The 22,853-nt window shown below is 64.5% G+C and carries 16 protein-coding genes and 1 pseudogene; 4 read left to right on the top strand and 13 right to left on the bottom strand.

The features are described 5' to 3' along the window. Positions 1-47 precede the first annotated feature (47 nt). From tgt to EO156_RS07855, 3 genes are all read right to left on the bottom strand, one after another. Positions 48-1,193, bottom strand: a complete 1,146-nt coding sequence (gene tgt, locus EO156_RS07865; protein ID WP_016851236.1) for a tRNA guanosine(34) transglycosylase Tgt — start codon at positions 1,191-1,193, stop codon at positions 48-50. 81 nt (positions 1,194-1,274) lie between these two features. Further along, positions 1,275-2,345: a tRNA preQ1(34) S-adenosylmethionine ribosyltransferase-isomerase QueA gene (gene queA, locus EO156_RS07860; protein ID WP_016851235.1), complete on the bottom strand. Its 1,071-nt coding sequence runs from the start codon at positions 2,343-2,345 to the stop codon at positions 1,275-1,277. 118 nt (positions 2,346-2,463) lie between these two features. Next, positions 2,464-2,895, bottom strand: coding sequence for an Lrp/AsnC family transcriptional regulator (locus EO156_RS07855; protein ID WP_003489775.1), 432 nt, complete (start codon positions 2,893-2,895; stop codon positions 2,464-2,466). A 121-nt stretch (positions 2,896-3,016) separates the two neighbouring features. On the opposite strand from EO156_RS07855, the gene EO156_RS07850 reads away from it, so the two are divergent. Next, complete coding sequence (locus EO156_RS07850) at positions 3,017-4,513, top strand: aminotransferase class III-fold pyridoxal phosphate-dependent enzyme (protein WP_016851233.1); 1,497 nt, start codon at positions 3,017-3,019, stop codon at positions 4,511-4,513. A 349-nt stretch (positions 4,514-4,862) separates the two neighbouring features. On the opposite strand, the gene EO156_RS07840 is transcribed toward EO156_RS07850, so the two are convergent. The 4 genes from EO156_RS07840 to EO156_RS07825 all read right to left on the bottom strand — a co-directional run bounded on the left by EO156_RS07840 (position 4,863) and on the right by EO156_RS07825 (position 10,993). Then, positions 4,863-5,570: a glycosyltransferase gene (locus EO156_RS07840; RefSeq protein ID WP_016851232.1), complete on the bottom strand. Its 708-nt coding sequence runs from the start codon at positions 5,568-5,570 to the stop codon at positions 4,863-4,865. A 373-nt stretch (positions 5,571-5,943) separates the two neighbouring features. Further along, a complete protein-coding gene (locus tag EO156_RS07835) occupies positions 5,944-7,323 on the bottom strand; it encodes a metallophosphoesterase family protein (protein ID WP_029829127.1) in 1,380 nt (459 codons plus the stop codon). After that, positions 7,320-8,438, bottom strand: coding sequence for a phytase (locus EO156_RS07830; protein WP_016851231.1), 1,119 nt, complete (start codon positions 8,436-8,438; stop codon positions 7,320-7,322). Before EO156_RS07830 ends, EO156_RS07835 begins: the two co-directional genes overlap by 4 nt. Further along, positions 8,435-10,993, bottom strand: a complete 2,559-nt coding sequence (locus EO156_RS07825; protein WP_016851230.1) for a TonB-dependent receptor — start codon at positions 10,991-10,993, stop codon at positions 8,435-8,437. The genes EO156_RS07830 and EO156_RS07825 overlap by 4 nt, the downstream gene beginning before the upstream one ends. A 151-nt stretch (positions 10,994-11,144) precedes the next feature. On the opposite strand from EO156_RS07825, the gene upp reads away from it, so the two are divergent. Then, a complete protein-coding gene (upp, locus tag EO156_RS07820) occupies positions 11,145-11,777 on the top strand; it encodes a uracil phosphoribosyltransferase (protein WP_003489787.1) in 633 nt (210 codons plus the stop codon). 149 nt (positions 11,778-11,926) lie between these two features. Here upp and EO156_RS07815 read toward each other — a convergent pair whose 3' ends face one another. The 6 genes from EO156_RS07815 to rsmD all read right to left on the bottom strand — a co-directional run bounded on the left by EO156_RS07815 (position 11,927) and on the right by rsmD (position 18,004). Further along, on the bottom strand, positions 11,927-13,687 hold the full coding sequence (locus EO156_RS07815; RefSeq protein ID WP_016851229.1) for a glycoside hydrolase family 9 protein: 1,761 nt from the start codon (positions 13,685-13,687) through the stop codon (positions 11,927-11,929). 289 nt (positions 13,688-13,976) lie between these two features. Continuing rightward, positions 13,977-15,755 (bottom strand): gamma-glutamyltransferase, encoded by a 1,779-nt coding sequence (gene ggt, locus EO156_RS07810; RefSeq protein ID WP_029829130.1) that lies wholly within the window; start codon positions 15,753-15,755, stop codon positions 13,977-13,979. Next, positions 15,752-16,036, bottom strand: coding sequence for a YfhL family 4Fe-4S dicluster ferredoxin (locus EO156_RS07805; RefSeq protein ID WP_016850607.1), 285 nt, complete (start codon positions 16,034-16,036; stop codon positions 15,752-15,754). Before EO156_RS07805 ends, ggt begins: the two co-directional genes overlap by 4 nt. Before the next feature lie 231 nt (positions 16,037-16,267). Continuing rightward, positions 16,268-16,765 carry a hypothetical protein gene (locus EO156_RS07795; protein ID WP_005931897.1) on the bottom strand — a complete coding sequence of 166 codons (498 nt, stop codon included), beginning with the start codon at positions 16,763-16,765 and terminating at the stop codon, positions 16,268-16,270. A 46-nt stretch (positions 16,766-16,811) separates the two neighbouring features. Beyond that, entirely contained in the window at positions 16,812-17,318 is a 507-nt protein-coding gene (gene coaD / locus EO156_RS07790; RefSeq protein ID WP_005917071.1) for a pantetheine-phosphate adenylyltransferase, read from the bottom strand. Next, the gene (gene rsmD, locus EO156_RS07785; RefSeq protein WP_029829133.1) at positions 17,315-18,004 is read right to left on the bottom strand and encodes a 16S rRNA (guanine(966)-N(2))-methyltransferase RsmD; all 690 of its coding nucleotides are present in this window, start codon (positions 18,002-18,004) and stop codon (positions 17,315-17,317) included. The genes coaD and rsmD overlap by 4 nt, the downstream gene beginning before the upstream one ends. Positions 18,005-18,177: 173 nt before the next feature. Between rsmD and htpG the strand changes: the two genes are divergently transcribed. Both htpG and EO156_RS07775 read left to right on the top strand, forming a co-directional pair. Then, complete coding sequence (htpG, locus tag EO156_RS07780; protein WP_016851156.1) at positions 18,178-20,082, top strand: molecular chaperone HtpG; 1,905 nt, start codon at positions 18,178-18,180, stop codon at positions 20,080-20,082. Between the two features lie 342 nt (positions 20,083-20,424). Further along, positions 20,425-22,853: pseudogene (locus tag EO156_RS07775) on the top strand (type IV secretion protein Rhs); the annotation flags it as partial.

Below are 22,853 nucleotides of genomic sequence, written 5' to 3'. Positions count from 1 at the left end.
GCCACGCAGGTTCCACGCCGTCCGCGCCGGGGCGCGGGCGGCCGGTCTCAGCTGGTTTCCCCCGACAACGGCGGCGTGGTGGCGCCGCGTGCCGCATAGAAGGACCGCCGGAACTCCACAAAGGTTCCCGAAGCGATCGCTGCGCGCATGTCGGCCATCAGTTTTTCGTAGTACCAGAGGTTGTGCAGGGTGCCCAGCATCGGCGCCAGCATTTCGTTGCAGCGGTCCAGATGGCGCAGGTAGGCGCGCGTATAGCCGCTGCTGCAGGCATGGCAACCGCAGCCCGGCTCGATGGTGTCCAGGTCGCGCTCGTACTTGGCATTGCGGATGCGCACGGTGCCGAACGAGGTGAAATAGTGGCCGTTGCGCGCGTTGCGGGTGGGCATGACGCAGTCGAACATGTCCACCCCGCGGGCCACGCCTTCGACCAGGTCTTCCGGGCGGCCCACGCCCATCAGGTAGCGCGGGCGCTCGGCCGGCAGGCGCGGATGCAGGTGTTCGAGCATGGCATTGCGTTCGTGCTCGGGCTCGCCCACTGCCAGCCCACCGATCGCATACCCATCGAAACCAATGGCTTGCAGGCCGTCCAGCGAGCGGCTGCGCAGATCCGGATGCACCCCACCCTGCACGATGCCGAACAGCGCCGCATCGTTGCCCAGCCCGTCGTGCGCATCGCGCGAGCGCTGCGCCCAGCGCAGGCTCAGCTCCATCGAGCGGCGCGCGACGTCCTCGGTGGCCGGATACGGCGTGCACTCGTCGAAGATCATCACGATGTCCGAATCGAGCACCTTTTGAATTTTCATGCTCTCTTCGGGGCCCAGGAACACCCGCGCGCCATCGGTCGGCGAGGAAAAGGTCACGCCCTGCTCGGTGATCTTGCGGCGATGCGCCAGCGAAAACACCTGGAAGCCGCCCGAATCGGTGAGGATCGGCCCATCCCAGCGCGCAAACCCGTGCAGCCCGCCGTGATCGCCGATCACCTCCAGACCCGGACGCAGGTACAGATGGAAGGTGTTGCCCAGGATGATCTCCGCACCCAGCGCGCGGATCTGCTCGGGCAGGATGCCCTTGACCGAGCCATAGGTCCCGACCGGCATGAACGCAGGCGTTTCGACCGTGCCGCGCGGAAAGGTCAGGCGCCCACGCCGGGCATGCCCGTCGGTGGCTTGGAGTTGGAACTGGAGTCGGGACATTGAGGGGCCGGGAATGGGGAGTGGGGAATCGGGAATGGGAAGAGCGGTTGGCAGGTGGCTGATCGTTCGGCGGGTCCCGCCTTACGATTCCCCATTCCCGACTCCCGTTTCCCCGCCCCACAACAACATCGCATCGCCGTACGAAAAGAAGCGGTAGCGCTGCGCGATGGCGTGGTGGTAGGCGGCGAAGATGCGCTCGCGGCCGGCGAAGGCAGAGACCATCATCATCAAGGTGCTTTCGGGCAGATGGAAGTTGGTGACCATCGCATCGACGCTGCGGATGCGGTAGCCGGGCAGGATGAAGATCTGGGTTTCGCCGGCGAATGGCTGCAATTCGCCTTCGGGCGCGGCCTCGGTCTTGCGCCAGGCGCTTTCCAGCGAGCGCACCACCGTGGTACCCACCGCGATCACGCGGCCGCCGCGGGCACGCGTGCGGCGCACCTGTTCCACCAGCGCCGCCCCGACGTTGAGCCACTCCTTGTGCATCACATGCTGGTCGAGCTTGTCCACCCGCACCGGCTGAAAGGTGCCGGCACCCACATGCAAGGTGACGTGGCCGAACTCCACCCCGCGCTCGCGCAAGCGTGCCAGCAGCGGCTCGTCGAAATGCAGCCCGGCGGTGGGCGCGGCCACCGCACCGACTTCGCGCGCGAACACGGTCTGATAGCGTTCGCGGTCTTCCACGCCCGGCTCGCGGCGGATGTAGGGCGGCAGCGGCAGGCGGCCAGCCTCCAGCAGCCAGTGCTCCAGCGGGGTCGGGATCTCGAAACGCAGCAGATAGAACTCGCCATCGCGGCCCAGCACCTCGGCCTGGCCACCGGCATCGAGCGCGATCAGGCTGCCGGCCTTGGGAGACTTGCTGGCGCCGATCTGTACCCGCGCCTGACGCTCGCCAAGCAGGCGCTCGATCAGGATTTCCACCCGCCCGCCGCTGGCCTTGTGCCCGAACAAGCGCGCCGGAATGACCCGGGTGTCGTTGAAGATCAGCAGGTCGCCGGGCTGCAGCAACTCGGGCAGATCGCGCACCTGGCGGTCGGCCAGCGCCTGCGGCGATGGCGGCACCACCAGCAACCGGCTCGCCGCGCGCTCGGCCAGCGGCGCCTGGGCGATCAGTTCGTCGGGCAGGTCGTAATGGAAATCGGACTTCTTCAAGGCCGCGGGATCGTTGTCTGGGTAGCCGCATAGTGTAACTGCGGCCGGGAATTGAGAATTGGGACTGGGGAATCGGACGGGCGGCAGCGCTTCCGATTCCCTATTCCCGATTCTCCATTCACCGCTCGAATTTGGTCGACAGGATGATCGCGCTGGTCGTGCGCTCCACGCCGTCGATGGCGCCGATGGCGTCGGTGAGCACGTCCATCTCGTTGACGCCGCCGACCACCCCCAGGGCGACCAGGTCGTAGGCACCGCTGACCGAATGCAGCAGGCGCACTTCCGGAATATCGCGCAGGGCCTTCACCACGGCAGGCATTTTCTTGGGCAGCACGGTAATCAGGATGTGCGCGCGGATGCGGCCCTGCTCGTAGTGGTCATGCGTGCGCACGGTGTAGCCGCTGATCACGCCGTCGCGTTCGAGCTTTTCGATGCGGCTCTGCACGGTCGTGCGCGAGAGCCCGAGCCGCCGCGCGATCTGGGCGGTGGAGGCGCGTGCGTCCTCGCGCAGCAGCGATAACAGGCGTTCGTCGGACGGGGTGATCTTCACATTGCGCATTCGTTTCGGCGAATCGCCGAAAATATCGTACTTCTTGCCCAGATTCACGCTGCCAAACGCCGATCTTCTGCCGATAATAGGAAGGGAACGCCACCTTTGAAGGAGATGCGCCATGTCCGTCCTTGCCCCGCTCGCCCCGCTGCGTGCCCATAGCGGCCGCCGCCTGACCGAAGGCCTGGACGACGCGACCATCGCGCGGCTGGCCGTCAGCCACCCTGACCTGCAGCAGGCCATCCATGCGGCGGCAGCCGAATACGCGCTGGTGCGCGATGACGCCGCCGACCTGCTGGACCTGGACGAAGAGGCGCAGATCGGCGCAGTGCAGGAAGGTTTCATCAATTTCTACGCCGACGACGCAGTGACGCCTTACGTGGCACTGGCCGCACGCGGACCATGGGTTGTCACGCTCAAGGGCGCGGTGCTCTACGACGCCGGCGGCTACGGCATGCTCGGCTTCGGCCATACGCCGGCCGCGGTGCTCGAGGCCATGGCGCGCCCGCAGGTGATGGCGAACGTGATGACGCCCAGCCTGGCGCAACGCCGGCTCGATCGCGCCCTGCGTGCCGAGATCGGCCAAAGCCGCGGCGGCTGCCCGTTCGCACGCTTCATGTGTCTCAATTCCGGCTCCGAAGCGGTGGGCCTGGCCGCCCGCATCGTCGATACCAACGCCAAGCTGCACACCGACCCCGGCGCGCGGCACGCCGGTGCCACCATCAAGCGCCTGGTGGTCAAGGGCAGCTTCCATGGCCGTACCGATCGCCCGGGCCTGTATTCCGATTCCAGTCGCAAGACCTATACCAAATACCTGGCCAGCTATCGAGACGAGGATTCGGTCATCGCGATCGCCCCGTACGATGTGACCGCGTTGCAACGCGCCTTCGATGAGGCCGCGCGCAATCACTGGTTTATCGAAGCGGTATTCCTGGAGCCGGTGATGGGCGAAGGCGACCCGGGGCGTGCGTTGCCGGCCGAGTTCTACGCCGCCGCGCGCGCGCTCACCCGGACCCATGGCAGCCTGTTGCTGGTCGATTCCATCCAGGCCGGGCTGCGCGCGCATGGCGTATTGTCGGTAGTGGACTACCCGGGGTTCGAGCAGCTCGACCCGCCGGATCTGGAGACCTATTCCAAGGCGCTCAACGCGGCCCAGTACCCGCTGTCGGTGCTGGCGGTGACCGAACACGCCGCGCAGGTGTATCGCAAGGGCACCTACGGCAACACCATGACCACCAACCCGCGCGCGCTCGATGTGGCCTGCGCCACGTTGGCCTTGTTCACGCCGCAGGTGCGCGACAACATCCGCATCCGCGGTGCGCAGGCGATTGCCAAGCTGGAAGCGCTGCAGGCCGAACTCGGCGGCTTGATCACCAAGGTGCAAGGCACCGGCCTGTTGTTCTCCTGCGAACTTGCACCGCAATTCAAGTGCTACGGCGCCGGTTCCACCGAGGAGTGGTTGCGCCATCGCGGCGTCAACGTGATCCACGGCGGCGAGAATTCGCTGCGCTTCACTCCGCATTTTGCGATGGATGAAGACGAGCTCGATCTGCTGGTCGGCTTGATCGCGCGTGCGCTCAAGGAAGGCCCACGCCAGGTGCAGGCCGAGGCGGCCTGATTCGCTCAACGCGGCATGCCGGCGCGTATGGCGTCGGTGTGCTGCAGATGGCTGATAGGTCTGCTACCAGTTCTCTGCGGTGTGCCTTGGAACCCTGACCGGTGTCAGCGACAGTGGCGCAAGCCTTCGGTTGCGTCCACCGATCCAGGCTGGGCCATCAGCCATTGTCCGGCCTGCGTTGCCTGGTCCGAATTCGTGCAACACCTGCAACACACGATGCGAAGCGAATTGAACATGCAAGCTTGCGCTCGCATAAATCGCCGGCAGCATGCAGGGCAATGACCTCACTCAGATTCGACCCGAGCGGCCCCGCCCCAGGCCGATTGCCCTATCACGCGCACGCTGCCACTCAAATCGGCACAGCGTTCAACTTGCGGCGCAGATAGTTGGTCAGCGCACGCCGCGGCGACTTGCCGCGCCACGAAGCCCAACACAGGTGCGAGCCGACCGCGCTCTTGCCGCCACGATGGCCAAGCCCGAACCAGGTGCGATCCGGGTGGAAGGCATCGCGTGGCGGGAACAGGATGTCGGCGAACTGCCCACCGTGCGCGTTGTAGAAACGCGTCAGTCCACGCGGGCCCGAAATCATCGGAATCTCGCGGTGGTCCTGCAGCGTTTCCGGCGCATACGCGGTAAAGATGTGCTCGATGAACGCGCGCCAGAACGGATGCCCGGGCTCGGAGCCGAACACGGCATTGCCGATCTTGAAGTCTTCCTGGCCCGGCGCACCTTCCTCGACGGGCAGCACGCAATGCTGCGACAGCACCTGCGCATCGAGCGGTCGTAGCAGTTTGTAGTCGGTGTCGAAGTAGAAGCCGCCATGTGCGTGCATGTACGCGCAGCGGGCGATATCGGCTTTCATCACACTGAAGCGAATCTGCTCGTAGCGCTCGGCAAACTCGGGGAACGCACGCCGCATCAGCTGGGAGTTATCGGCATCGTCCCAGACGTAACAGGTCCATCCAGGCAACAGGCGCTGCAGGCGATCGCAGATTCTGCGCTCTTCCCATAGCAGCTGCTTGGTGGGCGCGGTCAGGTGAATCAGTTGGGGAATCATGGGCGCGACTCTGGCTGTGGGGGAACCGAGCCGCCACCGCAGTGCCGCATCGATTCGGCTACCTGGTCGCTGGCCCGGCCGCACCAACCGTAGTCGCACTAGCGACGTGACATAAATCGCACTCGCTGATGATCAAACGCGCGCCCATAGAAACAAGCTATGCAGATGCGAAGTCCTGAAACAACGCGTAACTGCCGTCGAAATCCGGATTAAACCGCTTGCTGCCTTGTCATATTCAAGGCGGCAGCGGGTACGTCGAAGAAGCTAGCGGAGGACACACCGCTAGGTGCACCTGGCACGCAGAAACTCTGCGCACTGCTGGCTCTGCCCACCAGCAGCACGGCATTGCGGACAGGCTGTTGCCTGCCCTCGCTCATTCCCAGCATCGATCCGCACGCCCCTTGAGCGTTGCACTGCGCGGGCAATTGCGCGGCGCAATGCGTCCAGCCTCGCGTTCGATCAAGCGTTTGCTGCCGTTGCTGCCGCGTTGCAGTTCGAACGCGTCGTAGAGACGTCCGGTGGCCGTGCGCGATTCGTACACCAGATGTTGGCTATCCAGACGCAGCACCTGATAGAGCTGGGTGTCTTCGCCCACCGGGCGCATGGTGGTGCGCGCCATGTCCGACAGGCGGTACTGCTTGGGCCCGGCGACCGAGACCACGAATACCGGTGTCGCCTGCCCGGCCGCATCGCCGCGCCGGCCATAGGTGTGGTCGTGGCCCTGCAACACCAGATCCACCTTGTGGCGGCGGATCACCGGCAACACCTGTTCGACCAACTTTTCGTTTTCGCGATCGGCGCGCGGCGAAAAGAATGGCTGATGGATCAGCACGATCGACCAGGGATGCGGGTTGTCGGCCAGCACCTTGTCCAGCCACTGCGCCTGCGCGGGGCCGGTGCCCAGATCCAGCGCCGAGGTGCCGTCGAGCACGGCAACGCGCACGCCCTGGTAGTCGAACCAGTAGCTGGTGCGCGCGGCGGCCGACGGTCCGTTGCGCGGCAATGCAAAGGTCACCGGCCAATGACTGCCGAGAATGCGCGTTGCCTGCGGCGTGTCCTCGCCTTCTTCGTGATACTCGTGATTGCCCGGCGCCGGCGCCACTGCAGTGCCTTCCAGCAGCCAGCGCCCGGCCTCGAACCACTCGGCCCATTCGTTGTCGTCCTGGCCGTCCTTGCCGCTGACCAGGTCGCCAGCGAACAAGGCCAGCCGCGCGTCCGGGGCCGAGCGCCAGGCCTGACGGATCACCCGCGAGACCAGGCTGAGGTTCTTGTTCTGGGTATCGCCGAAATACAGCAAGGTCAGCGGCGTGGTGGCTGTGGCAGCCGTGCGGAAGTGATTCCACGCGCCCCATGTTCCCTGCCCCTGCACGCGGTACGCGTACATCGTGTCCGGCTGCAGCCCATCGACATCGGCGCGATGGTGATGCGAGCTGCCGTTTTCGCTGGCGAGCGTCAGCGTGCTCGCCCGAATGCGTCGGGGCGTACCCACATCCGGCGAATCGCCGGCGACCACCAGTTCCAGCCAGGGCCTCTCGACGCTGGCATCGGTGCGCCAGGCAACCGCAAACCCAGTGGCCGCGTCCTGGGCGGGGGTGGCAACGATGCGGTCCGGGAAGCCGTCGGCAACATAATGCATGGAACCCGCCGGCACCTGCGTATTGGGTTCGGCAGCGCGGTCGGCCGCCGACGCGTGAATGCTCGTGGTTGCGATCGCTGCCAGCAACGCGTAGATCGATGCGCGCGCGGCCATCATGGCGTGCACTCCTTCAGGCGCAATGTCCGCGCGATATCGCGCCAATCGAACGCGGCCACTGCCTGGTCGTCATGCAACGCGTAGAACACGCCGCCCGGAAAGCGCGCATCGCCGCGTTGATCCAGCCACACGCCATCGGTGTTGGCGGTCACACGGCCGGCAAAGGCGCCGACATGCGCCAACGTCTTGCGATCGAAGACCTGGAATACGCTGCGGTCCTTGAACTGATCGGTGGCGATCCAGTAGCCATTACCGTCGCTGCATGCGAACAGGCCGATGCCCTCGGCCTGCGCCTTGAACAGCCCGGCGCCGACGTCGCGGCCGCGATACCGCCCGTCCATGCCGTAGTCGCGCAACTGCGTGCCCACGGCCACGTCTTCTTCGGCAATCATCAGCCGCGCATTGGCTTCATCGCCGAACACCGATTCGGCAATCCGCACCGCGCCCGCTTCGCTGGTGTCGCCAAAACTCTGCGTCAGGCGTGCCTGCCAGCCCTGCCCTGCAGCATTGAGCTGATAACGCCGAAAGCGCTGGCCAAGTTCGGCCAGCGGCGGCGGCAGATCCTTGTTGGCCGGCGACATGTAGTTGTCGCTGACCACCACCTCGTAGCCGCCATCGTGCTTGCGTACCCACAGGCCGTAGGGCTCGCGCAACTCGTTCTGGCCAAACGCCGTCACCGGCGTGAGATCGGGCAAGGAGAAGACCTGCACGCGCCGGTTGTCGCGCTCCACCACGAACACCAGGTCATCGACCACCGAGATGCCATTCGGGCGGTCGAGTTTGCCCAGGGCTTTGCCCTTGCCGCCGACCACGCGCAGCCGCTTGCCGCTGTCGCCGTCGAACACCACCAGCGCATGCGTGCCCTTGGCCGTGGCGATCACCCAACGGCGGCCATCCGGCGCCAGCCAGCTGGCCGGCGAATCCAGGTTGTCCGATGGCGTCAGCGCGGTAATGAAGGCTTCCGGCACCACGTCGTGCGCCACCTTGGCCTCGCTGAGCAAGGGATCCTTCAGCAGCGCTTCGTCGGCTTCGCGGCCGGCCGGGGCGCTGGCGCAACCGACCAATGCGGCGGCGGACAGCAGCGTGATCTGCACGAAGGTGCGTGGTGCGATCACAGCGCCACCTTCAGGCCAAGCGCGTAGGTGCGGCCGTACTCTTCATTCTGCAGGGTGCGCGAGCGGATGCCCTGATACAGCTCCAACGGCTCGTCCAGCAGGTTCTGCGCTTCCAGATACAGGCTGACGTGGCTGTTGAATTGATAGTTCATGCTGAAATCCAGCTGCGTGTGTGGGGCGACGTAGATATCGTACGCACGGCTCTGCCCGATGGTGTCCAGATATTGGCTGCGATACACCGCCGCCACGCGCGCGCTGAACCCGTATTTTTCGTAGCCCAGGTGGCCGCTGTAGATGCGCTTGGACGCACGCGACAGGGTGAAGTCATCGCCGGCACGATTTTCCAGGCCCGGGTTGAAATCGCTGTCCAGCACCGTGGCGCTGGCACCCACCAGAAAGCCATTCCAGCCCTCGGGCAGGAAGTCCAGGGTCTGCTGCCAATTGAATTCCGCGCCGCGCACCTTTGCGGTGTCGCCATTGATCGAGCGTGTGACCCGCAGGCCCGGAAATTCCGCATCATCGGTATTGATGGTCTGCACGATGTAGTCGTCGATCGACTTGTGGAACACGCCCAGCGAGATCACGCCGGTGCTGCCGATGTATTTTTCGAACGACAGGTCCAGATTCTGCGAGCGATACGGATCGAGATCGGGGTTGCCCAGACTCACCTCGTTATCGCCACGGTTGATGCTCACGCGCGGCGACACATCGCCGAACGCCGGGCGCGACAAAGTCTTGTTGGCCGCAAAGCGCAGTACCCAGTCATTGCCACTGTCGTAACGCAGATGCAGGCCGGGCAGTACGTTGGTGTAGCTGCTGGAGGCCTCGCGCGGCGTCACCGTGGCGGTGCGGCCATTGGCTGCCACGTCCACCTGGTTGCCGGTGGCATTGAACTGCGTATTTTCCACCCGCACGCCGGCGATCATGCGCAGCGCGCCGATGTCCCAGGTGCCCATCGCATAGGTGGCGAAGACATCTTCGGTGGCCGTGTAATCGTCCTGCAGCGAGGTCTGCAGATTGCCGCCCACATCTTGCGGGCGCGCACTGTACAGATCGCCGGAGGTGTTCCAGTAGCGGCGCATGCCGTCCGAGCCGATGCTCTGGCCCAAGGTACCGCCACGGTGTTCGGGCGCGGCGGTGGTCCAGTCGCTCAGGTCGATGGCCGGCCCACGACGCAGCTCGCTTTCGTCCACGTTGACCCCGCGCTGGCGCCAGCGGCCGAGCACGCCCATCTTCAGGCTGGAACGCTCGCCGTCGAAGCGCACATTGATCTGCGCGCTGCGCTCGCTGTCGTCCACCTGCGTGGGCGCAATCACGAAGCGATCGAATACGAAATCATCGTTGCTCTGCCAACCGTTGTCGGAAAAGCCCAGCTTCGGAATGCCACTGCGCTGATCCACCGTGGCCGCCAGATCGTCGCCGTCGTAATTGAAGCGCGCTTCCTTTTCATCGTTCACGCGTTCGCGGGTCTTGGTGTAGCCCAGCTTGTAATCCACGGTGGCAGCGCTCAGGCGGTTTTCGCCGCCCACGCTCAACGCCATGGTGTCTTCCTGCTTGGTGCGGTAGCGCACGCGCTTGGAAATGCTGTCGGCCGGCAGGTTGGCCACGGTATAGGTGCCGTCGCCATTGGCACTGACCTCGCCATCGCTCAAACCGAAGATGGTGCGCTGACGCGTTTCGGCATCGTCGAAGCGGCTGTAGAGCGTGCGCAGGTAGTAGCGGTTATCCGCGTCCGGGCGCCAGTCCAGATTGAGGTTCGCACCCATGCGGGTGCGTTCGATGAAGTATTTGCGGCGCTGCACTTCGCCGGCGAACAGATCGTCGTCCGCGCCGCCGTCGAAGGTGTCGTAGGCCACTTCGGTATTGTCCGATTCGAACTCGCGGTCCTGGTAGTTCACACCCACCGCCACCCCGAAGGTGCCATTGAAGATGTCGCTGTAGTTGAACGCGCCCTTCGGGCTGGTCTTGCCCGACAGCGATTGGTGGCTGGCTTCGATGGAGCCGCGCAACGTGCGTCCGTCGCGATCGAAGGCGGAGGTGGATTCCACCTGGATCGCCCCGCCGATGGAATCGCCCGGCATGTCCGGGGTCGGCGACTTGACCACCTTCAGGCGCTCGGTGGAATCGGAGGGAATCACGTCCAGCGGTGCCGAGCGCGTGCCGTCTTCCGGCGTGCCCATGGTCATGCCGTCGATGGTGACGCTGTTGAGCGACGAATCCAGGCCGCGGATGACCACAAAGCGGCCTTCGCCCTGGTCGCGCGTGACGCTGACGCCGGGCAGGCGCTGCAAGGATTCTGCAACATTCTTGTCCGGATAACGTCCCATCGCATCGGAGGCGACGGCATCCTGGATGGCATCGGAGGCACGCTTGAGATCGACCGCGCGCTCCTGCGCTTCCAGCTGCGGGCGCACCTCCAGCCGCTCCAGGTCGATTGCCGCAGCGCTGGCGCCGCCGCCAGTGGCCGCACCCTCGGCCGCATGCGCCAGCGGACTCCACGTGGCCGCAGCCAACGTCAGCGTGATCGCCAGGCAGAGCGGAGTCTTGTTCAACACGGGTGCTTCCCCAATCGGTTAAGAATGGGTGGGCACACTATGTCTACGACGTTTCACTGACATGACATATGCATCGGCGATCACACCCGAAATGTGGCGACACACCGCGCGGCTGCGGCACACTGTGCCTCTCTCCCGCCTGCCCCCACCCATGAAAATCGTCGAAGTCCGCCACCCCCTCGTCCAGCACAAGATCGGCCTGCTACGCGATGCCGCCTTGAGCACCAAGGGCTTCCGCGAACTGGTCACCGAACTGGGCACGCTGCTGGCCTACGAGGCCACCGCCAACCTGGACACCGAATCGCACACCCAGCCCGGCTGGGCCGGCCCGGTGACGGTGCAGCGCATTGCCGGCGCAAAGATCACCTTGGTACCGATCCTGCGCGCCGGTCTGGGCATGCTGCCCGGCGTACTGGCACTGATTCCTGCCGCACGCGTGAGCGTGGTCGGTCTGCAGCGCGATGAAGAGACCCTGCAACCGGTGCCCTATTTCGAACGCCTCACTGGCCGCCTGGAAGAACGCGACGCACTGATCCTGGATCCGATGCTGGCCACCGGCGGCACCCTGATCGCCACCATCGACATGCTCAAGCGCGCGGGCGCACGGCGCATCAAAGGCATCTTTCTGGTCGCTGCGCCGGAAGGCCTGAAGGCGCTGGAAGCGGCGCACCCGGATGTCGAGGTCTATACCGCGGCCATCGACGACCACCTCAACGACAAGGGCTACATCCTGCCCGGCCTGGGCGATGCAGGCGACCGGATCTTTGGGACGCGGCTGGAGTGAGTTTAAGCCCCTCTCCCCCCGGGAGAGGGGTTGGGGTGAGGGTACGATGTGTCGGTGTTCCTGCCGACGCCGTACCCGCATCCGGCGCTATGCGCCACCTTCTCCCGGAGGAAGAAGGCAAGCGTTCTGTCGCGCTGAAAACGCCCACCTCAGCGCGTCGACGCCTCGATCGCCGCGCTCACATACACCAGCGGCGCATTCCAGTTGATCGCCACCTCGTTGGTGGAGTAGCTGCAGAAGTTGTCCAGGTACGACAACGCCGGCCGTTTGGAGGGATACGGCACCTTGCACTCCTTGGCATCCTGCTGCCCCGGCTGCGGGCCGCCGACCAGCCAACCCGGTACCGGCGCTTCGATACCATCGGCCTCGGAGGGGCGGTGATGGATATGCATCGGGGTGCGTTTGCCTATTCCCGTAACGAAGGACAGCCCCAGCGGATTGCGGCCCAGGATGTAGTCCAGCTGCGATTGCGCCGCATCCAGAAATTGCCGCTGCTGCGTCAGCCGGTAGCCCTGTAGCAGCATCATCGCGCGGTTGAGCACCCCTGCATTGCTGCCCCACACGAAATCGCCATCGTTCATCGCCAGCCGCCATGCCGATGATTGCCAGGTGTCGGCCAACTGCTGTGCCAGGCCGGTGATCTCCCGTGCGATCCGCGCGCGATCGGCATGCGGCGTGAGTTGCTCGCGATGCCCGGCCAACGACATCCAGGCCAGGCCACCGACATTGCCCCACGACGGCACGGTGGCCGGCACGTTGCGCGCGATCATCGCATCGTAGAACCCATCCTCGCCGGTGGCGATGTACAACTCGGCCGCCGCCCAGGCGCATTCGTCGTCCAGGTGCGCATCGTCGTAACCGCCGGTGCGCACGTCGCTGGGCTGCTGGTAGATCACATCCGGATGCTGCTTCGCCCACGCCCATGCAGCCCGCGAGGCTTTCAACATGCGCGCCGACAGACCCGGATACTGCTGTTCAAACGGCGCATACACGCGGCTGGCCACGGCCATCACCGCAGCGAAGTCCAAGCTCGCGGCAGTCGTCTTCATCACCACGTAGCGCTGCTGCGTGGCCTGATCCGGCATCACCAAGCCATCGAACTGCTTGTCGGTGAGCTTGTGGTACACGCCGCCATCGGCCGGGTCCTGCATGGCGAGCATCCAGTCCAGATTCCACCAGGCCTCCTGCAGGATGCCGGGCACGCCGGGCGCATCGTCGGGGATGGTCAACGGTTTGGATTTGAAGAACGCCGGATACTGCTCGTAGGCCGCCAGCAAGGTGTAGGTGCTGATGCCGGAATTGACGACGTACTTGTTGTAGTCGCCCGCGTCGTACCAACCTTTGGGCGCGCTGATCACGCTATCGGTTGGACGCGTCGCAGACGCTGCGGACCGATGGATGCGCACCTGCGTATCCGGGTGCCCGGCCGCGCGCGCATAGCGCCCGGCGTAGCGTGCCGGCAGTGCGGTGCTGGCACGGTTGAAGTAGAACGCCTTCAACGCTGCATCGACCAGGGGCTGGTAGGCATGCGCGTTGATGGCGAAGGTTTCCGATGCCGGCAGCCCGTCGACCTTCAACCGATAGGTTCCGGCCGCACGCAGCCCGGAAAAATCCGCCACCCGCGCCTGCTGACCGGCCGGCGACCACAGCGCGGCCGGCTGCAGGATTCCCTGCAACACGCTGCGTCCCTGTGCATCTTCGACCGTGAAGCGGTCCGAACGGTTCGCGGCGCCCTGCGGCGGCAGCCCGACGATCGCCAGTTTTGCCGAGCCCGGCAGATAGCCCAGCTGGTTGACGTGGATGGCGTCGCTGGCCGCCATGGCCTCCTGCCTGCCGGGCGTCTCGGCAGCGCAGGCGAGCACTGGCGAAACGACCATCAGGCTGGTGAGCAGAGTCTTGAAGATAGTCATGCCGCGATGGTCGCCGCATTATCTTGCAGCGACAAGTCCAATGCCGGCATAGCCGATGCGTCAATCCGCATCGCTGCGGGAATGCGCCCGATGCACGGATCGCCTCGCACGCAGCCATGCCGCGCTCATCATCACTGCATGCCGCCGATCAACTGCATGCCGGGCTGGCGGCAAACGCGCCACCCCGGGCAACCACGGTCGCATTGCATCTGCGGCGATCGATCGAAACAACGAACAACGCCCGGCCGCCTTGCCGGCTACCGGGCGTCAACGCAATGGGTTTCACACCTTAGTGTGCCGCAGTGTCCAACTGCACTTGCGCCTTGCCCACCGGGTTGCGCGGGTCGCTGCCGCCGCTGAGCACGTTGCTGCGCTTGTCCCACTCCACCGTTTGCAGGTTGCCCCACACATGGCTGGAGCCGCGGCCGCCTTCGGCGGTGTCGCCTGGCAATTCCAGCGCATGCCCCATCGCTTGCAGGCCCTTGGCGGTCTGCGCCGAAAACGCGTCGGTCTCGGCATCGATCACGTCCGGCAGCCACTGGTGGTGATAACGCGGCAAGGCGCTGACCGCCTGTGCATCCAGGCCGGCGTCATAGCCCAGGATCCCCAGCAGCACCATGGTGATGATGCGACTGCCGCCCGGGGTGCCGAGCACGATCGCCTTGTCGGCCGATTCCATGAAGGTGGGCGTCATCGAGCTGAGCATGCGCTTGCCCGGCTTGGGCGCGTTGGCGGCGTAGCCCATCACGCCGAAGGCGTTCGGGGTGCCGGGCTTGAGCGCGAAGTCGTCCATCTCGTTGTTGAGCAGCACGCCGGTGCCCTTGGGAATCAGGCCCGAGCCGTACAGCAGGTTCACGGTCTGGGTGGCGCCAACGCGGTTGCCTTCGCCATCGATGATGGAAAAGTGCGTGGTCTCGTCGTCTTCCAGCGGCGTGGGGTTACCCGACAGCAGATCGCTGGGGGTGGCCTTGTCCGGGTTGATGGTGGCCCGCAGGCCTTGCGCGTAATCCTTGCTGGTCAGCACGCGCTGCGGCACGTCCACAAAGTCCGGGTCGCCCAGGAAGAAGGTGCGATCCCGATAGGCGCGACGCATCGACTCCACCACCAGATGGGTGCGATGCACGTCATCGAGCGTGTTCAAATCCCAGCCTTCCAGAATCTGCAGCATCGCCGCCAGCGCAATACCACCGGACGACGGCGGCGGCGCAGTGGTGATCTTCCAGCCGCGGTAGTCGAACTGGATCGGCGCGCGCTCCTTGACACGATAGCCGGCCAGCTCTGCCGCGCTCCACTGGCCGCCGGCCTGCTTCACGCCGGCCAGCAGCTTCTTGGCCGTTTCGCCCTTGTAGAAGCCGTCGAACCCCTTGTCGCCGAGCAGCTGCAGCGTATGCGCCAGCTCCGGCTGCTTGAAGATCTCGCCTTCGGCAATGGGCTTGCCGCCGCGCAGATACACCGCGCGCGTACCGGGGTAACGCTCCATCACCTCGCGTCGCGAGGCATAGCCTTTGGCCATGCGCGCATACACCGGGAAGCCCTCGGTCGCGATGCGAATCGATGGGGCCAGCGACTGCTTGAGCGGCAGGCGGCCGTGCTTGGCAGCCAGCTCCACCAGCGCTGCGGGCAGGCCCGGGATGCCCGCCGACCACGGGCCGTTGACCGAGCGGTCGCGGTCCAGCTCGCCCTTCTTGTCGAGAAATTGCGCTTCGGTGGCCGACGCGGGCGCGGTTTCGCGCGCGTCCAGCATCACGTCCTTACCGGTCTTGGCGTCGTGCAACAGGAAGAAACCGCCGCCGCCCAGCCCCGAGCTGATCGGCTCGACCACCGCCAGCGTGGAGGACACCGCCACCGCGGCATCGAATGCATTCCCGCCTTCGCGCAGGATCTGCAGGCCGGCATCGGTGGCCAGCGCATGGCCGCTGGCGATCGCCGCGCCGGGCGGATGCGCGGCAACCGCTGCGGTGGTGGCCGTCGCCGGCTTGGCGGCATCGGCGCACCAGGCCGCCGGCGCCAGCACAAAGGCCAGCAGCAACACGCCGCGCGAAGAAAAACGTCGGGAAAAAGTGCTCACGGGGCGGGGGACTCCTGTTCGTACAATTCGGGGTGATCGCGCTGCAACTGCATCAGCTTGGCCAGCAACTGATCATGGGTTTCCGGAATGGCCGGATCCGGGTCGATGCATTCGACCGGGCACACCACCACGCACTGCGCTTCGTCGAAATGGCCCACGCACTCGGTGCAACGTGCCGGATCGATGACGTAGATGGTTTCGCCCATCGAAATGGCCTGATTCGGGCACGCCGGCTCGCAGACGTCGCAGTTGACGCAGAGCTCGTTGATTTTCAGAGACATATCGGCACTACGATGCGACGCGACACAGCGCGCTGCAACCGCAGGCGCTGGAACGCAATGTACTGCCGCAGCCCGGCGTACGTGGCGCGCAGGGGCAGGTGGACAACGCCGTGGGCGCTGTCGGATACCGGCCTGACGCGGCCGGCTCCGGTGGACTGCGAACTCGGCAGCATGGTGCATTCCCAGGCTGCGGCCGGATGCGCCCTCCCGCGCACCCGGCCTGGTACGGCATTACTTGGCTTCAACGAAGATGTATTCCGCGCCCTTGGGCTGGACGATGGTCTGCACACGGGCGTTATCGGCGGCATTGCCGATGAACAGCACGCGCACACCCTTCATCGAGTCCGGTGCCACGTCCTTGAACGCTGCATCGATCAGGTCGGCCATCTTGCTGGACGCCGACGAACCGAAGGCCAGCATGTTGCCCGGCTGCACGCCGCGCGCCAGTGCGGTCTTGACGCTTTCCAGCTGACGCTCGTAGCTGCCGGCAAATTCGGCGTCCGACTCCGGCGGCAAGTAGTACAGGAACGGGCTGTTGGTGGTGGTGCCCAGGTTCTGGCCGACCACTTCCTGCAGGTACTTCTTCCAGCCGGCGTTGTCGTCCTTGGCCGGTGCGGTCAACGGGGCCGGTGCGGCGGCCGCGGTCGGTGCCGGCTCTTCCTTCTTGCAGGCGGTGACCGCCAGAGCGGCGATCGAAGCGAGCGCCAGAGCGCGCATGGTGTGTTTCATGAAACTCCTCCCTTTGAAATGCGTGTGGTGATGTAACTGCAGATGATCAGGCCTGCGCGCGGGACTGCCGCACCTGCCGCAAGGCCTCGACAACCGATGCCGGCACGAAGCCGGACACATCCCCGCCCAGCCGCGCGATTTCGCGCACCAGCGAGGACGAGATGAAGCTGTATTGCTCGGCCGGGGTGAGAAACAGCGTTTCCACCTCCGGGATCAGATGGCGGTTCATGCTGGCCATCTGGAATTCGTATTCGAAGTCGGACACTGCGCGCAGGCCGCGCAGCAGCACGCCGGCGCCCATCTCGCGCACGAAATGCGCCAGCAAGGTATCGAAGCCGCGCACTTCCACATTGGCATGCGCCGCCAGCGCTTCCTGGGCCAGCGCCACGCGGCGCTCCAGCGACAACGCCGGGCCCTTGGAGGGGCTGTACGCCACGCCCACCACCACCCGCTCGAACAACGGCGCGGCGCGATTCACCAGGTCGATATGCCCATTGGTGATCGGGTCGAAGGTACCGGGATAGACGGCGGTGCGGCTATTGGCAACGCTCATACGGAGACTACCGGGGTCGGATCGCTCTTCAGTGTAGCAGCGGCCCGGCGGTACAGCGCATAGCGCACCTCACGGGTGGCGCCCTCGCGGTGCAGGTGCCAGCCGGCCGGTAGCAGCGGCGGCGCATCGGCGGGCGCTTCCAGGTAGAGCCAGGCGTCGGCGGCCACATGCGCCGGCAGGCGCTCCAGCACAGCCGGCCACAGGCCGGCCGCGAACGGCGGGTCGACGAACACGATATCGGCCAACGCTGCGGGCGCACGCTCCAGCCAGCGCACCGCATCCTCCTGCAGCACCTGGACCTGCGTGGCGGCATCCAGCCGGGTCACGTGCTCGCGCAGCCGCTGCACCAGGCCGGGGTCGCGTTCGATCAGGGTGGCATGCGCGGCGCCGCGCGACACTGCCTCCAGACCCAGCGCGCCCGAGCCGGCGAACAGATCCAGCACGCGCGCGCCGGGCAGGCGCGGCATCAGCCAGTTGAACACCGTTTCGCGCACCCGGTCGCTGCTGGGGCGCAGGCCAGGCAAGCTGGGCACTGCCAGCCGCGTATTGCGCCAGCGCCCGCCCACGATGCGCACCTGCCCTTCCGCGCCACGCGGCGCCGGACGCTGCGGGCGGCTCATCGCCACGCACCTGTCGAGGGCGGGCGGGTACAGCACGGCAGCAGCGCAGTTGGCGACATGGCTCAAGGCAGGACGAACGGCCGGCCATGATACCGCCGCCATCGCCGCGGCCGCCCTCCCCCGCGCCAGCCGCCGCGCGCGGCACATTCGCGCAGGCCCGCCTTGAAAAATCGGTAGACGGCCGCATCCCCAGGCCATCGGCCGCGTTGCGGCCTGGACCACCACGGAGCACGACCCCAATGACCGTTGAAACCGATAAGCAGACGCTCGGCTTCCAGACCGAGGTCAAGCAGCTGCTGCAGCTGATGATCCATTCGTTGTACTCGAACAAGGAAATCTTCCTGCGCGAGCTGGTCTCCAATGCCGCCGACGCCGCCGACAAGCTGCGCTTCGAAGCCCTGGTCAAGCCCGAGCTGCTGGAAGGCAGCGGCGAGCTGCGCATCCGCGTCGACTACGACAAGGACGCGCGCACCGTCACCATCGACGACAACGGCATCGGCATGAGCCGCGAGGATGCGGTCTCGCACCTGGGCACCATCGCCAAGTCCGGCACCGCCGATTTCCTCAAGCACCTCAGCGGCGACCAGAAGAAGGACGCCAACCTGATCGGCCAGTTCGGCGTGGGCTTCTATAGCGCTTTCATCGTCGCCGACCAGGTGGACGTGTATTCGCGCCGCGCCGGCCTGCCGGCCAGCGAAGGCGTTCACTGGTCCTCGCGTGGCGAAGGCGAATTCGAAATCGCCAGCGTCGACAAGCCCGAGCGCGGCACCCGCATCGTGCTGCACCTGAAGGAAGGCGAAGAATCGTTCGCCGATGGCTGGACGCTGCGCGGCATCCTCAAGAAATACTCCGACCACATCGGCCTGCCGATCGAGATGCGCAAGGAGCATTACGGCGAAGCCGCCGACAAGCCTGCAGAGCCGGAGTGGGAAGCCGTCAACCGCGCCAGCGCGCTGTGGACGCGCCCCAAGTCCGAGATCAAGGACGAGGAGTATCAGGAGTTCTACAAGCACATCGCCCATGACGCGGGCAACCCGCTGGCGTGGAGCCATAACAAGGTCGAAGGCAAGCTGGAATACACCTCGCTGCTGTTCGTGCCCGGCCGCGCGCCGTTCGACCTGTACCACCGCGATTCGGCCAAGGGCCTGAAGCTGTACGTGCAGCGTGTTTTCATCATGGACCAGGCCGAGCAATTCCTGCCGCTGTACCTGCGTTTCATCAAGGGTGTGGTGGATTCGTCGGACCTGTCGCTCAATGTTTCCCGGGAGATCCTGCAGTCCGGCCCGGTGGTCGACTCGATGAAGTCCGCACTGACCAAGCGCTCGCTGGACATGCTGGAAAAGTTGGCCAAGGACAAGCCGGACGACTACGCCACGTTCTGGCGCAACTTCGGCCAGGCATTGAAGGAAGGCCCGGCCGAGGATTACGCCAACCGCGAAAAGATCGCCGGCCTGCTGCGCTTCTCCTCCACGCACGACACCAGCGGCGCGCAGAGCATTGGCCTGGCCGACTACGTAGGTCGTTTGGCCGAAGGCCAGGACAAGCTGTACTACCTCACCGGCGAGAGCTATGCGCAGATCAAGGACAGCCCGCATCTTGAGGTGTTCCGCAAGAAGGGCATCGAAGTGCTGCTGCTCACCGATCGCATCGACGAATGGCTGATGAGCTATCTCACCGAATTCGACGGCAAGTCGTTCGTGGACGTGGCACGCGGCGACCTGGACCTGGGCAAGCTGGATTCGGAAGAAGACAAGAAGGCGCAGGAAGAAGTCGCCAAATCCAAGGAAGGCCTGGCCTCGCGCATCAAGGCAGCGCTAGGCGACGACGTGGCCGAAGTACGCGTTTCGCACCGCCTGACAGACTCCCCCGCGATCCTGGCGATCGGCCAAGGCGACCTGGGCCTGCAGATGCGCCAGCTGCTGGAAGCCAGCGGCCAGGCGGTGCCGGAAAGCAAGCCGGTATTCGAATTCAACCCCACCCATCCGCTGATCGAAAAACTGGATGCGGAGCAGGATATGGATCGCTTCGGCGACCTGAGCCGTGTGTTGTTCGATCAGGCGGCGCTGGCTGCAGGCGATAGCCTGAAGGATCCTGCGACCTATGTGCGGCGGTTGAATAAGTTGTTGTTGGAGTTGTCGGCCTAACCGCCCCATTGGTGGGATAAGCAGCCAAACAGCAAAGACCGGCGTAATCGCCGGTCTTTGCGTTTGGATGTGGGTTGTCGCATCGAACGATGCCGGAGCCCCAATCCCTTGTGGCAGTCGGAGTGTACGTCTAGCTTAGTTGGCGGCTTACGGCTCGAAATCTCTGAGGCGAACGACCTGAGATGCCGAATACCTACCCCCTATCCGACCAAACCCGAAAACCCCCAAGGCCGGCCGAGTATCGCTGCCTCATCCTGGAAACTGGATCGCACTACAACTGTGCCGGAACTCTAGTTTCTTGCTAATCTTGGGAAAATTTCCCATAGTAAGGATTGAAGCTGGATGCGCAAATTTTCGTCCTTGCTGGCGCTCGTACTGGTATCAGGAAGCGCATGGATCAGCGATGCACCCGCAGAGGTCATAAATTTCGACCGCATGCCGGCATTGACGCAATATTCGATTCAGATCAACGTTCCCAATACGTTCCCCAAGCTTTCAGACGGGACCACGGCCTGCGAGATTGCGATCAGCGCATTCCCTGAAGCGAATAATGGCTATGTCTATACGAATATCCACTACGTGGAAGACAATTACCCTGGATGCCATCACACCCTTGTTTTTACTGGCCCCAATAGCGGTGGATACCCAGTAGGATCGAAAATTGAAGGATATGGACAGAACTGGGTCGTCCCGGCTCCCGCGTGCCCTGCCGGCTACACGCTCATCCGAATATATGATCCAGATTCCTGGATATGTAGCAGGCCGACTAACCTGGCGGATGCTGCAAAACCCGCACAATGCACTGGAATGAGCACAGAAGTCGGCAACCCAATCTCCTGCTCCGGCGCGAATAAGGTCGAGCATCGATCTGATGCGATATTCCACGGATTTTCACTTGAGCAGACCTTTTTGTCCTCCTCCAGCTCCGGCCTCTTTCCTTTTGGCAAGAACTGGAGCAGCATTTTAACGTCTCGCGTAGAGGTGGATAAGCAAAAAAGGGCCGGCTTCGTATTTTTGGAGGACGGGAAGGTCGCCCCCTTTATCAAGGACACCAGCGGCGTATGGCTGACGCAATCGGATCTAAGGCATTATCACCTTTCTGAGATTGCAGAGACGGACGGCTCCTTCGCTGGCTGGCAGTTGCGTATCGGAACGCTGACCTACATCTTCGATAGCAAGGGGCGTCTTGTCAGAGTTGAACGTCTTGGCGAATTGCTGATCTCCGTCGTTTATGATGCGACCGGCCAGCCTATCAAATTGATTGATCGGCAGAGCCGTGAAGCCACGATCAATTACGCCTCCTACATGCAAGCGAGCAGTGTCGATCTGCCCGATGGCGGACGCATCGGTTACATGTACGATGCGGAGAAGCGCCTCACATCGGCAGGTTCGACGGGAGATTCCGTAGGCTATCGCTACGTCAACAGTGGCAATGACAATGTGTTGTTGACGGAAAAGCTGGACCAGACCGGCACTGTGATCGGCCGGTATGTCTACGACACGCAAGGGCGTGCCACGACCACAGAGAACGGCATCGGCGGCAATCACTTCGCTGTAGCCTATGCGGAGAATGGCAACCAAGTGACAGTTACGCCTCCCCTGGGGTCGTCCAAGGAGTTCTATTTCGACGTGTTCAACAACGGCCGGCGGCTACGCAGGACGGTTGATGCGTGCGTTGGTTGTCAGCGCTCGGAAACGTCCTACTCGTATGGCGATGACGGCTATCTGAGTGGGTCGAACAATGGTGCCCTAGTAAAAAACTTCAGCCGTGATCAGAACGGACACGTGATTTCCGCTTCGGAAAATAGCTACGACGGTAGTCATCTCCGAACCACGCAAACCGAATGGCATCCCGACCTGTCTGTCCCAGTAACACGGCAAGTGTATGACGCGACAAATACGCTGATAGAACAATCGACCTGGACCTACAACGCCCGCGGCCAGGCACTGAGCTCTTCACGTACCGATCCAGTCGCCGGAACCACCCGAACCACAGCCACCACATACTGCGAACAAACCGACATAGACGCGGGCACCTGTCCGTTGCTTGGACTGGCGACCTCGGTCGACGGCGCGCGCAGCGATCTATCCGACCTGCTGCGCTACACGTATTACGCCACCGACGATAGCACTTGCGCCGCAACACCATTCAGCTGCCCGCACCGCAAAGGCGACCGATGGAAAATCACCAACGCCCTCGGCCAGATCACCGAATACCTCGCCTACGACGGCGCAGGGCGCCCGTTGTCCATCAACGACGCCAACGGCATCGTCACCGACTACAGCTATCACCCGCGCGGTTGGCCGACGGCCAGCAAGGTGCGCGGCGCCGATGCCTCAAGCGAGGCCGATGACCGCATCACCCGCATCGACTACTGGCCCACCGGCCTGGTCAGGCAGGTCACCCAGCCCGATGGCGCGTTCACTGCCTTCACCTACGATGCGGCGCATCGGCTGACCGACATCACCGACAACGCGGGCAATACGGTCCACTACACCTTGGACAATGCCGGCAACCGCATCAAGGAAGACACCACCGATGCGTCGGGCGCGTTGAAGCGCACGCTCTCACGTGTATACAACCAGCTCGGTCAGCTCAAGACCCAGGCCACTGCCGCCAGCGACCCCACCGACTTCGCGTACGACGCCAACGGCAACGCCACCAAAGTGACCGATGCGCTGGCAACCGCGACGCAGAGCGAGTACGACCCGCTCAATCGCCTCTCGCGCACGCTGCAGGATGTCGCCGGCATCAAGGCCGACACCAAGTT

The sequence above is a fragment of the Xanthomonas sp. DAR33341 genome (assembly GCF_003992815.1).
GTDB classification, from domain to species: domain Bacteria; phylum Pseudomonadota; class Gammaproteobacteria; order Xanthomonadales; family Xanthomonadaceae; genus Xanthomonas; species Xanthomonas cissicola.
The sequence above is the reverse complement of the archived record's forward strand: the minus strand, read 5'-3'. Positions and strand labels throughout refer to the sequence as shown.

Coding starts and splice junctions, on each gene's coding strand:
- EO156_RS07805 (WP_016850607.1), bottom strand. CDS start 16,036: ATGTCTCTGAAAATCAACGAGCTCTGCGTCAACTGCGACGTCTGCGAG.
- upp (WP_003489787.1), top strand. CDS start 11,145: ATGAAAATCGTCGAAGTCCGCCACCCCCTCGTCCAGCACAAGATCGGC.
- htpG (WP_016851156.1), top strand. CDS start 18,178: ATGACCGTTGAAACCGATAAGCAGACGCTCGGCTTCCAGACCGAGGTC.
- EO156_RS07850 (WP_016851233.1), top strand. CDS start 3,017: ATGTCCGTCCTTGCCCCGCTCGCCCCGCTGCGTGCCCATAGCGGCCGC.
- EO156_RS07815 (WP_016851229.1), bottom strand. CDS start 13,687: ATGACTATCTTCAAGACTCTGCTCACCAGCCTGATGGTCGTTTCGCCA.
- EO156_RS07795 (WP_005931897.1), bottom strand. CDS start 16,765: ATGAAACACACCATGCGCGCTCTGGCGCTCGCTTCGATCGCCGCTCTG.
- tgt (WP_016851236.1), bottom strand. CDS start 1,193: ATGTCCCGACTCCAGTTCCAACTCCAAGCCACCGACGGGCATGCCCGG.
- EO156_RS07835 (WP_029829127.1), bottom strand. CDS start 7,323: ATGATGGCCGCGCGCGCATCGATCTACGCGTTGCTGGCAGCGATCGCA.
- EO156_RS07840 (WP_016851232.1), bottom strand. CDS start 5,570: ATGATTCCCCAACTGATTCACCTGACCGCGCCCACCAAGCAGCTGCTA.
- coaD (WP_005917071.1), bottom strand. CDS start 17,318: ATGAGCGTTGCCAATAGCCGCACCGCCGTCTATCCCGGTACCTTCGAC.